This is a genomic window from Flavobacterium sp. (genome assembly GCF_027482425.1).
Taxonomy (GTDB): domain Bacteria; phylum Bacteroidota; class Bacteroidia; order Flavobacteriales; family Flavobacteriaceae; genus Flavobacterium.
In genome coordinates this window covers 18,841-30,755 of record NZ_JAIXWA010000036.1, presented here as the reverse complement: position 1 = coordinate 30,755, position 11,915 = coordinate 18,841, and the positions used below count along the sequence as shown (strand labels likewise).

The following is an 11,915-nucleotide window of genomic DNA, read 5'->3' as shown; positions in this document are numbered from 1 at the left end:
TTCATTCTTGCAAGAGGGGTTCGATTCCCCTACGGGCTACAAAAAAAACAAGTTTAGAGTAACATTTAGTGTTACTGTTACTCAAATGGCCCGTTCGTCTATCGGTTAGGACTCAAGATTTTCATTCTTGCAAGAGGGGTTCGATTCCCCTACGGGCTACAAATTAGTTGTAAATTAGTTTTGTAAAACAAGGGTTTTGTGTCTCAAATCGTTGTTTTATTAGTTAAAACCAAAGTGATTACCGAGTAATTGTGGGAGGTTTTTCTTTTTTAACTAATAGTTATAAATAATTATTACAATTAAATTACAAAACAATGGCAAATCACAAGTCAGCGCTAAAGAGAATTAGAAGTAACGAGAAACGAAGAGTTTTAAACCGTTATCAACACAAAACAACACGTAATGCAGTAAAAGCGTTGCGTATGTCTACGGATAAATCAGATGCAGCAGCCAAATTGGCAAGTGTTATTTCTATGATTGATAAGTTAGCTAAGAAAAACATCATTCACGATAACAAAGCTTCTAACTTGAAGTCGAAGTTAACGAAACACGTAAACAAACTGTAATCTATTTTATAGTATAGTATGAAAAAAAGCCTCCAAACAGGAGGCTTTTTTGTATTATGTGTTCTGCTTTAAGTCCTCTAGCATTTCCCGGGTAATCGGTTTGGATAAAAAGTTCAAAACCATTGGGTAAGATTTCGACTTTTCGATGTCTTTCGGATCAATAGTAGAGGAGAGGACAATCACTTTTAGTTGAGGGAAAATTTCGTTGTAACGTCGTTCCGTAATGATGTCCAAAAATTCCCAACCGCCCATAACAGGCATGTTTAAATCCAAAAAAAGAAGTTCGGGTAAATCGCCATTCGAAATTACACTGTCTTGTATAAAAGAGTCTAAATATTTTAAAGCATCCTCACCATTGTGGCCAATCTCAATGGTTTCGGAAAATTCAGACTTTTGAATGACTTTTTTACATAACATTAATGTAATGGGATCATCGTCTACACAAAGGATCTTTTTGTACATTTTAATTGTTTTAAAAGGTAATCGTGAATGTTGTTCCTACGCCTACCTCACTATCTAAAGTGATACTTCCTCCCATGGATTCTACTTGTGATTTGACCAAATACAAGCCTAAACCTTTACTGTCGGGATTGTCATGAAAACGTTGGTATAATCCAAAAACTTTATCGCGATGGCGTTTGAGATCAATACCCAAACCGTTGTCTTTGAATATAATTTGTGTTTCAGTGCCTAAATTTTTGGCTGCCACCAAAATTTTCAATTGACGGGAAGGATCGCTATAGCGGAGTGCATTCGTAGTCAAATTTAGTAAAATACTTTCAAAATACGAACGATTTAAGAATAAGGTATTTACTTTGTCGACATCCAGTTTAATGATTGGATTTAAGTTACTGATTAAAAAGCTGAGTTGGTTAAAGATATTTTCAAACACATCACGGATAACAATCGCCTCTTTATCAATGGCTAAACTATCTTTGATAATGATGATATTTACCAAATCATTGACGGTGTCGTTCAGCTGTTGTGTTGATTTGCTATATCCTTGAAGAATTTCTTTTAATTCATAATCCTCAATTTCAATATCCTCCAACAAATTCAATAGCCCCGTCAAGTTGGAAAGAGGTGCTCGTAAATTGTGTGAAGTAATATAGGAGAATTGTTTTAAGTCGGAGTTGTTTTGTGTCAATTCTTTAATCAACTGTTCGCGTTCTTTTTCTTGCTCTTTTTCTTCGGTTATGTCACGCTGAATGGAAATCCAATGCGTGTGTTGATTTTCATGATTGGTGATGGGAATCAAACTTAAATTCACCCAATAGTTAGTGTTGTCCTTGCGTTTGGTGAGGGTTTCCAAAGTAAAGGCTTCTTTCTTTTTTAAGGCATCGGCAATTTTTTTGACATCCCTTTTATTTTGAATACGTTTGAAAAAGAAGGTAGCGGATTGGTGTAAAACTTCCGTTTGGTTGTATCCTGTCATTTTCTCGAAAGCAGGATTGACATATACGATTTGATCTTCGGCATTTTCAGATGCTCCCACAGCCGTAATCAAAACGGTATCGCGGTTTTGGATAATCACCGTTTCCAATAAACGCAATCGTTGTTCTTCTTCTTTTTGTCTGGTAACGTCCTGCATGGCACCAATCATTCGCACCACATTGCCTTCTTCGTCTTTTACCAAAAAACCCCGGTCATAGACATAGCGATATTGCCCATCGGCAGCCATAAATCGGTATTCATCTTGCCATTTGTCCGAACGTTGAGCGATATACGAATACAATTTTACGGAAATTTTTAAACTGTCTTCCGGGTGTATTTTGTCAAACCACCACTGTAAATTATCGCCAACGTGTTCTTTTTTATATCCAAAAACTACCTGAATTCCTTTGTTCCAAATAAAACTGTTGGTTTTAACATCCCAGTCCCAAATCGTATCGCTCGTGGCTTTGGAAACAATTTCAAAACGTTCGTTGGAAATGGATAATTCCGAGAATTCAGATTCAAATTGCGCCATATAGCGCTCAGTAGTTCCTATTTTTTGGGCTAAAAAGTAGGTTGTAAAAAGGGCAATTCCCAACGCCAAACTCAATCCGATTCCCAATTGCCATGTTGGATTGTTCCATTGGGTGACCACGATCATCCCTGCAAATATCAAGGCAAACAAGGTGAGGAATACTGGAAGAAAAAAACGAAGGCTGGTGTGTTTCATTATTCCAAAAATAACAAAAAATCAGGATAAAAAACATGTTGTAGTATTAATTCACTTCGAGTTGTCTAAAAAACTATTAGCTTAAGGATGCCTAAATTCAGAAAATAAAAACTACCTTTGCGCCTTCAAAAAAAACACATGGAATCAATACGAAATATTGCCATTATTGCCCACGTTGACCACGGGAAAACCACTCTGGTTGATAAGATTATGTACCACTGCCAGTTGTTTCGCGAAAACGAAAATACCGGCGATTTAATTTTGGACAATAATGATTTAGAACGCGAACGCGGCATTACTATTACCTCCAAAAACGTTTCGGTCGTATACAAAGGAACCAAAATTAACATTATCGATACGCCAGGACACGCCGACTTTGGTGGGGAAGTAGAACGGGTATTGAATATGGCAGATGGCGTTTGTTTGTTGGTCGATGCTTTTGAAGGTCCGATGCCCCAAACGCGTTTCGTATTGCAAAAAGCCATCGACTTAGGGTTAAAACCTTGTGTGGTGATCAACAAAGTGGATAAAGAAAACTGTACGCCTGAAGAAGTGCATGAAAAAGTTTTCGACTTAATGTTTGAATTAGGTGCTGAAGAATGGCAGTTGGATTTCCCAACCGTTTATGGTTCAGCCAAAAATAATTGGATGTCCGAAGACTGGCAAAACGTTACGACGTCTATCGAACCTTTATTGGATATGGTGGTGAATCATGTTCCTGATCCCAAAGTTTCAGAAGGAACACCTCAAATGTTGGTTACTTCGTTGGATTTTTCTTCGTTTACAGGTCGTATTGCCATCGGTCGATTAGAGCGCGGAACCTTGCGTGAAAATATGCCCGTTTCATTAGTGAAAAGAGACGGTTCTATCACCAAATCCAAAATCAAGGAACTTCACACTTTTGAAGGTTTGGGTCGTAAAAAAGTGGCTGAAGTTCACGCGGGGGATATTTGTGCCTTAGTGGGTATTGAAGGATTTGAAATCGGGGATACCATTGCTGATTTTGAAAATCCAGAAGCCTTGAAAAGTATTGCGATTGACGAACCCACGATGAGTATGTTGTTTACCATCAACGACTCCCCTTTCTTCGGAAAAGAGGGGAAATTCGTCACTTCACGTCATATCAAAGATCGTTTGACCAAAGAGTTAGAGAAAAACTTGGCATTACGCGTTAGTGAAACCGATTCGGCAGATAAATTTATGGTATTCGGCCGAGGTGTATTGCACTTGTCGGTATTGATCGAAACCATGCGTCGCGAAGGGTATGAGTTGCAAATCGGTCAACCTCAAGTTATTATCAAAGAAATTGATGGTCAAAAATGTGAGCCTATTGAAGAATTGACCATTGACTTACCTGAAAATGTTTCGGGTAAAGCGGTTGAATTTGTTACTGTTCGCAAAGGCGAAATGTTAAGCATGGAACCCCGAGGTGAGCGTATGATTATCAAATTTAATATTCCATCGCGTGGCATCATCGGGTTGCGTAATCAATTGTTGACGGCAACCGCGGGAGAAGCGATTATGGCGCACCGTTTTATTGGGTATGAGCCGTTAAAAGGAGACATTTCGGGTCGTATCAACGGTTCATTGATTTCTATGGAAAATGGAAAAGCCATTCCGTATTCTATAAATAAATTGCAAGATCGTGGCAAGTTTTTTGTAGATCCCAACGAAGATATCTACGAAGGACAAGTGGTGGGTGAAAACTCACGTGCGGATGATTTGGTCATTAATATTACCAAAACCAAACAATTAACCAACTTCCGTTCCGCAGGTGCTGATGATAAAACGCGTATCGTTCCCGCTATTAAGTTTACCCTTGAAGAAGCTTTAGAATATATTCAAAAAGATGAGTATGTAGAAGTAACGCCAAAGTCCATTCGTTTGCGTAAAATATTATTGAGTGAAAATGACCGTAAGCGTTTCAAAAATGCTATAGTCTAACACGTAACTCTTAGAAAAAAAGCCATCAATCATTTCGTTGATGGCTTTTTTATTTTATGCTTTTAGGACTAACGCTTTAAAGCAAAATTTCCTTTAACAATACGACCGTCTTCGAGTTGTATAACATACCAGTAATCATCACCGGGCATTACCGCTCCATTATAAGTGCCGTCCCAACCCGTACCCAACGCACCGATTTGTTTCAATAATTTACCATACCGGTCGTAGATAAAAATTTGAGTATTAGGATAGAAAGTGTTCGTCACGCCACGAATATTCCACGTATCATTGAATCCATCTCCATTGGGTGTAAAATACGCTGGTATCCCCAAAACGGTCACCAAATAGGAAGCAATACCACACCCATTTAAGTCTTTTACATATACCGTATGCACGCCCATGGGGACTTGAGTGAAAACATTTGAAGTTTGATACGGGCCATATGATTCATCAATACTATACACATAATCGCCATTACCAGAAACATTTACCGTGATGGTATTGTTATCTACCAAATCGACGACGGTTACCGAATCTATAGTTGCAATAACAGAGGTGTTCACTTCAACGACACGAATAGCAGTACACCCTTGCGGATTGGTAACTTCTACACTGTAAGTGCCCTCCTGATTCACAGTAAGGCTATATTGGGTAGCACCCGGAATGAGTGTTCCTTCAAAATACCATTGGTAGGTGTAGGTAGGAATCAAATTGTTTTGAGCCACATCGGCTGTTAGTGTTGCCGTGAAAAAAGGCAGATTGGAACAAATCAAGGTGTCCTCCCATCCTTGGGCATTGATATCGATTAAAGGTCTTGGATGCACCACAAACGATAGGGGATATGTAGCCGAACAGCTTGTGTTAATCGGATTGGTTAAGGTAACCAAAACAGTCTGTGTCCCGCTAACAAACGGATTTGGCAGTTGATTGGCGTATACCGTGCCATTGGCCAAGGTAAAGGTTAATGTAAATCCGGTTTGCCCCTGAATTAAATCTTGCGTGAGCGAAGTAGTGTCAAAAGCCACCGTGCCGTTTTGAAGCGCGGGATCGGTTTCATCATCACAAACTTCAAATCGATTGGGTGCTACCGCAAACAATTCAGGCAAATCATCCACAATAAAAGTTACCGTGGTGGTCCGGAAACAAGGCCCATCAACAGGAGTACTATTGGCATTGGAAACCTTAATTTGAATCGTTTCGGTACCCGTTACCGTGTAAGTTGACGGAAACGGAGCAGAAATTGGCGTTCCATTTCCAGCAAAATATTCGATAACAACACCCGTTTGCCCTTGTAAAAGGCTACTTTCTAATGTAGCGGTATTGAATGTAAAACTACCATCTTGGTCATCATCACAAGAACGAATTACATTGCCATTGCCCAAGGGGAAAATTGATGGTAATGCTTGTACCGTTAGCGTGATGTAAGGACCCAATCCAAAACAAGCATTATCAACGTTACTGTCGACGCGAATCCAAATCTGTTGTGTGTTGGGATACCCGATATTGGCATAACTGGCAGGATTAGGAATAGCTAAAGAATTTCCATTACTATCATTTTCGGCCAAGGCATCGGCTTCGTTTTTGTAATACGAAATCGTATACGTTGCCGTATTGGGTAATAATGCTTGAATTTGCGCCGTAACACTACTAAAATTAAAGGTCGCAATACCATCGGTGTCGGTATCTTGGGGACTTACATAAAAATCACATTGGGTAAATTGCCAACTCGTTCCAGCGGGGATTTGGGTGGCTGAAACAATGAGATTCAAACGGGCTACGCGGAAACATTGATTGGCATTTTCGACGCGAACCCATACGGAAGTATTGGTAGTTGTGTAAGCGGTAACGCTTGAAATTTGTTGCGATACATCATTTGTTTCGGCTCCAATTTGCGAGGTGAAATAGGTAAACGTCTCGTTGGCGGCATTGGCCGAAATTTGATTGTTTTTTTGCGTTAGGTTGAAACTCGAAATACCGTCAGTGTCGTTGTCACATTGGACCAAGGTAAGCGGTGTGGTGACCACAGGTAGTGCATACGTTGTCAACACAGCACTTAACGAATTAAGTCCACAGCTGTTGCCATTTCGGTTAAGTACCACCCGATAGCGATAGCCCACCATAGCTGGAGACACTGAAACGGCTGTCAGTGTATTGGAGGTCACTCCCGTGTAATTCGGACCATTGGTTAAAGACGTCCAAGTCGAACCGTTATCGGTAGAAACTTGCCATTGATAACTATCGACTGGTGTGGCAGGTACAACAGTAAAGACCGCGTTTTGCAATTCGCACACCGTAACATCTTGGGGCGCTGTAGTGATACTGATCGGAGCACTGATACTGTAATTCGGATTTGGTGGTGTATACCCTCCAGCGCCAGTAACCACTCCATTGGCATTCACCGAGATACTGCCCGTTCCCAAAATACCATTGGCATCCGGATCGGGAAAACCAGCCTCAATCACATCCGCGCACAAATCGTTATCGGCATCCAAAGTGACGTAATTAAAAATACCATCGGCATCGGTGTCGGCTAATGTGTAATTCAACGTTCCTGAATCTAGGGGGTTTTCTAAACCGTTATGTAATCCATTGCTTCCCACCTGAATCGCATCGATAATTCCATCAAGATTGGTATCCAAAGCTCCACTCTGAGCTTCCGTGATATCGTAAATTCCATCATTATCTGAATCCAAATCCAAATAATTAAAAACACCATCGCCATCAAAGTCGTTGGGCACATATGAAGGGCCAAAAATATCATCCAAACCGTCATTGTTGGCGTCATTTCCAGAAAGTGCCACAAACGTTGGTCCTTGCGATTCCACCAAGTCTATAATTCCATCATTATCCGAATCGATGTCTAGTGCATCAGCGACACCGTCGGCATCACTGTCTTTGGGGACGCATACGGCATAAAAGCGAAATGTGGCGCGATTGGGCGCATCATCGACCAAATTTTTGTGCTGAATTGCTAATGAGGTCGTCAAATAGGTTTGAAATTTAAACGTACCACTTCCCGCTGCCAATGGAACAGCGCTATTTAATCGAAAACGAATTTCAAAGGAAGAAAATCGCGTTACACCACTTTCAAAAAAACCGTCGTAATTTGTATCAATCAACAATTGATCATCGGGATTGTCTACTGTGATGGTCTGGTTGATAGGACAGGTAATAATGTATTCGCCTTTGTCATTGATTAAATCCGTGGTATTGGCCACAGCAGCGTATTCTAATCCCAAACTGATGGGTTGTGCGAAATTGACTTGGTATTTCACCCAATTCGTTTTTCCTGGCGGAACATCCGTAACAATAGTGCCATCATTGGCCGAAGTAAACGGAAGCGTACTGGCCGTCGTAGACGTACTTACGGTTCCTGTATAGGGTCGGCTAAAAGCTCCTACAGTCAGCGTTCCTGTGCTTGGATTTTGTAAATTCAAATACTGGTTGCCATACGATTCGGTACAATTGGCGATCCCGTCGTTGTCCATATCCACATCAATGTTGTCGTTGACTAAATCTCCATCCAAATCATTAGGACAGGTACTGACAGGGAATTCGTCCGAGAAAATTTCAATACCACAAGTAGCCAGAGCGGCCTTCACTTTGTAATATCCAGGTAGTGTCGGAGAGTAACTGTTGGTCGTTGCACCGGTAATGGGCACATTGTTAAAATACCATTGGTAGGTATCAAATCCACTCTGTGCATTGACATTCAGCGATACGTTGGGGATACAATTCGTTAAGCTAACATCTACTTCTTGAAAAACTACTTCAGGTTTAAATACAAATCCTGAGTAATAGCCTCCAAATGTAGCAGCACCATCACTTCCATAAGCGGCTAAATACAGTTCGGTGGTTGAAAAAACGGAGACATTACCTGTTAATCCTGTGATGATATAACATTCATAGTCAGGATTTCCAATAACTGCAAAGGGACCACTTACTCCAAAGGCGCCTGCTAATCCAGCTAGGGTGTAGGGTACCGTATTGATAATAAAATTGAGCGTTGAACCCGTTTTGGTTATGATCGTCACGCGTCCGTTGAAATTTCGATTGCCGACTTTTTCAATAAAAGGAATGTTATCAATAGATTTTGGGGTTTGACAACTCAAAGGCGGTACAAAAAACATTTCTTGATTAGCCTGATTGTTCGTAGAACCGTCACCTACCGCTTGGTACGCAAAAATATTTTTATCAGAGCGTACATACAAATTCCCATTGACATTGTAATCGGCACCCGTAAGTTGAACGTAATCACCCGCATTTAATTGATAGCTGGGGGTTGCATTTCCATTGAGAAAAATGGACGTGTTGTTTTCGTGCGCAATCAATAACACGCGCTCCACATTGTCCATTCCTGTACTCTTGATGAAAATGTAGTCTTTTCCTGTTCGCTCTACGGAAACAATTTGGTCAAAGCCCGTATCGATATTCGACATTTGGCCATTGGTTCCTCCAATAGATCCGCAATTCACGGCAATGGGTTTGTCAGCACTTACTAGTGATCCAATGAGCGCATCGCGATTGGCCGCCAACGGACCCTGAACGGCTATGATAAAGGTTTCGCCACTGTTAAGTAAAACGGGAGGTGGCGTATTTCCAGTGCTATTCACCAGTTGAGCGCCAGGTCCAATATCACTAAAGGTAACAGTCGTATTATTTTCGGTAGCCATCACACTCACAAAAGTGTAATGCAATTCAAAGTAATTATTAACAAGTAAGTTGGTCATCCCGCCAATGCGAAATTGGGTACCCAAGGCGGCCATCCCTTTGGAGACTACACAACCGGCTTGGTTCCCTGAGGCATCCACGATACGACCCGAAACCGAAATCAAATCCTCCGCTTCGATAATGTAACCCGCATCTTGTAAAATTGTATTTGCCGCCGATTGATCAACGACAAACTGAAACGGACCTCCACTGCTCTCCGTATCAAATACATAGGGCACATCCCGGGAAACCGTCCCTGTAATGTTTATACTACCCAATTGTTTGATGGTGAATTGAATAGGTGTAATGCTCGGCGTTGAGATGTATAAAAACTTAGGCCCAATAGGCATGTTTTGCGAATTGGAGATCGGTGGAATGTAATGTGTTTTACTAAATTGAGCGAAACAAATTGCTGAAATTAATAGCGTTACTAGGCTCGTTAAAAATTTTGAATTCATAGCCCAAAAATAAACAATACCCCGCTATTAGGCGTGTATACTATTTATTTTTTGACGATTTTAACACTCGTTGCTTACAAATCTCTTTTTTGAATCATGGCATACGAACCCCACACGAAAAGTGCCGTCCAAACCAATACAACCGCTACCAAACCGTAATCTACGGCGTAGTCTTTGATTTCAAGCACACCCACCTGATTTCCAACGGCTTGAATCATGTCCAATTTGGTGAACGGTTCAATCAATACACCCGACATCGCCTCCAAAGGCATGTATCGGAAAATACTGCGCGCCAATTCAAAGTCATTGACAATTAATTTTCCAAAAATCAAGAAACCAATATTTTCGATCAAATACCAAACAAACAAAAATCCAATTGCAAAAGCCGACCGTTTAATCAATACGCCAAGGAACAAACAAAAGCTAAAAAATCCAGTAAGTTTGACAAAAAAGGCGAATAAATAATCCATCTCCGAAAAAATAATCCCTACCTCGTCATAGGTCGAATACATCAATCCCAAAAGCAGTGAAATCACAAAAATAAATAACGTCGAAAGACCTGAAAAAACCAAGACAGTAAGAAATTTAGACAATACAAACTCTTTCTTACTCATGCCGTCAATCAAGTTCTGTTTTAAAGTACCGTAGGTGTATTCATTGGCCATCATTGAAACAATCACCAAAGCCAAAAAAATCTTCGGTAAGGCCCCAATATAACTGTTCAAATGCCAAATGTAAGGGAAGTTAAAAATGCCTTGCTCAGCAGCATCAAAGTGGAACGGACCCAAATCAAACTCAATCGAGGCAATCAATGCAATCAAACTCAAAATTCCAAAATAGGTCAGGGTCAAAATGCGACTCGCGCGATTCAACCAAATTTTCTGTAATTCTATGGCTAATAAACGTTTCATATCTTAGGATTTTGTTTCGGTTAGGGTTAAAAATTGCTGTTCCAACGAGCGTTTGCGTTCCATCAAGTGATACACATAAATCCCGCGCTCACTCAAAAATTTATTCAACAAACCTGCATCCAAGCCACTTTTCGCCTGAACCACTACGGTGTCATGTTCTAGGGTAATCGAACTCAAATCGGGATATTGTGCCAATGCCATTTGCAGCGCCTCAAGCGATGCTGCGCGTAATTCCCAGTAACTCTGATGCGATCCCATACCCGCAACCGTACCCGAATACAACACTTTTCCATATTGCAAAACCAAAACGTGCGAACACACTTTTTCCACTTCATCCAACAAGTGGGAAGCCAGTAAAATGGTCGTTCCTTGCGAAGCAATCAACTGAATAATATCGCGAATCTGGCGAATACCCTGCGGATCTAAACCATTCGTCGGTTCGTCCAAAATCAAAATCTCAGGGTCATTCAACAAGGCCGAAGCAATCGCCAACCGCTGTTTCATTCCCAACGAAAAGGTGCGAAATTTACTGTCTTTGCGCTCCCACAAGCCTACAAGTTCCAATTTCTCTTGCACTTTGTGGTATCCGATGCCTTTGATTTTACACACCAACTCCAAGTTTTGCTGCGCCGACATGTAGGGGTAAAAATTGGGACGCTCAATGATGGCGCCCACTTTCTTCAAAGCTTCATGGGTAGGCAATTTTCCATCAAACCAAGCATAGTCGCCCGAGGTGCGGTTCACTACATTCAACACGATACCCAAAGTAGTTGATTTTCCGGACCCATTCGGACCCAATATCCCGTAAACATTGCCTTTTTGAATGTCCAATGACAAATCGTTCACCGCATGCACGCGGCCAAATCGTTTGTTTAAATTCCGAATCGATAGTATTGTTTCCAAGCGTATAAAAAGTTAGGTTTATGTTTTAGACGAAACAACAAACGGTTTGTTACCAACGCTTTTTGTTTTTTTGGGCACTCCCCCGAATCCAGTCCCTTTTTCAAAAGTACTTTTCCGGTCGGGGTCCGGCTTTCGGCCGTCGCTGGCCTTGGGCTCACGCCCCGGCCGAGCTCCCCAAGGCCTCTATCCGTAGTGCAAAAAAACTCCCGATTAAAAAATCGGGAGTTTCGTTCGTACATATTTTAATAGCTTAGCTCAG

7 protein-coding genes and 1 tRNA gene are annotated in these 11,915 nt (G+C 41.1%); 3 read left to right on the top strand and 5 right to left on the bottom strand.

The window, feature by feature from the left end; genetic code table 11:
• The first annotated feature begins 87 nt into the window (after positions 1–87).
• Positions 88–159 (top strand) — tRNA-Glu (locus tag Q0037_RS04485).
• 155 nt (positions 160–314) lie between these two features.
• On the top strand, positions 315–566 hold the full coding sequence (rpsT, locus tag Q0037_RS04480) for a 30S ribosomal protein S20 (protein ID WP_297516053.1): 252 nt from the start codon (positions 315–317) through the stop codon (positions 564–566).
• 54 nt (positions 567–620) lie between these two features.
• On the opposite strand, the gene Q0037_RS04475 is transcribed toward rpsT, so the two are convergent.
• Together Q0037_RS04475 and Q0037_RS04470 are read right to left on the bottom strand one after the other, a co-directional pair.
• Complete coding sequence (locus tag Q0037_RS04475) at positions 621–1,028, bottom strand: response regulator (RefSeq protein WP_297516051.1); 408 nt, start codon at positions 1,026–1,028, stop codon at positions 621–623.
• Positions 1,029–1,038: 10 nt separating this feature from the next.
• Positions 1,039–2,730, bottom strand: coding sequence for a PAS domain-containing protein (locus Q0037_RS04470; protein ID WP_297516047.1), 1,692 nt, complete (start codon positions 2,728–2,730; stop codon positions 1,039–1,041).
• Between the two features lie 138 nt (positions 2,731–2,868).
• Between Q0037_RS04470 and typA the strand changes: the two genes are divergently transcribed.
• Positions 2,869–4,674 (top strand): translational GTPase TypA, encoded by a 1,806-nt coding sequence (typA, locus tag Q0037_RS04465; RefSeq protein ID WP_297516044.1) that lies wholly within the window; start codon positions 2,869–2,871, stop codon positions 4,672–4,674.
• 68 nt (positions 4,675–4,742) lie between these two features.
• Here typA and Q0037_RS04460 read toward each other — a convergent pair whose 3' ends face one another.
• From Q0037_RS04460 to Q0037_RS04450, 3 genes are all read right to left on the bottom strand, one after another.
• Positions 4,743–9,842, bottom strand: a complete 5,100-nt coding sequence (locus Q0037_RS04460; RefSeq protein WP_297516041.1) for a T9SS type B sorting domain-containing protein — start codon at positions 9,840–9,842, stop codon at positions 4,743–4,745.
• A gap of 74 nt (positions 9,843–9,916) precedes the next feature.
• Positions 9,917–10,753, bottom strand: coding sequence for an ABC transporter permease (locus Q0037_RS04455; protein ID WP_297516039.1), 837 nt, complete (start codon positions 10,751–10,753; stop codon positions 9,917–9,919).
• Between the two features lie 3 nt (positions 10,754–10,756).
• On the bottom strand, positions 10,757–11,656 hold the full coding sequence (locus Q0037_RS04450) for an ABC transporter ATP-binding protein (protein WP_297516036.1): 900 nt from the start codon (positions 11,654–11,656) through the stop codon (positions 10,757–10,759).
• Between the last annotated feature and the right edge of the window lie 259 nt (positions 11,657–11,915).

Excerpts from the sequence above, each read along its gene's own strand:
- rpsT (WP_297516053.1), top strand. The coding sequence starts at position 315 with ATGGCAAATCACAAGTCAGCGCTAAAGAGAATTAGAAGTAACGAGAAA.
- Q0037_RS04475 (WP_297516051.1), bottom strand. The coding sequence starts at position 1,028 with ATGTACAAAAAGATCCTTTGTGTAGACGATGATCCCATTACATTAATG.
- Q0037_RS04470 (WP_297516047.1), bottom strand. The coding sequence starts at position 2,730 with ATGAAACACACCAGCCTTCGTTTTTTTCTTCCAGTATTCCTCACCTTG.
- typA (WP_297516044.1), top strand. The coding sequence starts at position 2,869 with ATGGAATCAATACGAAATATTGCCATTATTGCCCACGTTGACCACGGG.
- Q0037_RS04460 (WP_297516041.1), bottom strand. The coding sequence starts at position 9,842 with ATGAATTCAAAATTTTTAACGAGCCTAGTAACGCTATTAATTTCAGCA.
- Q0037_RS04455 (WP_297516039.1), bottom strand. The coding sequence starts at position 10,753 with ATGAAACGTTTATTAGCCATAGAATTACAGAAAATTTGGTTGAATCGC.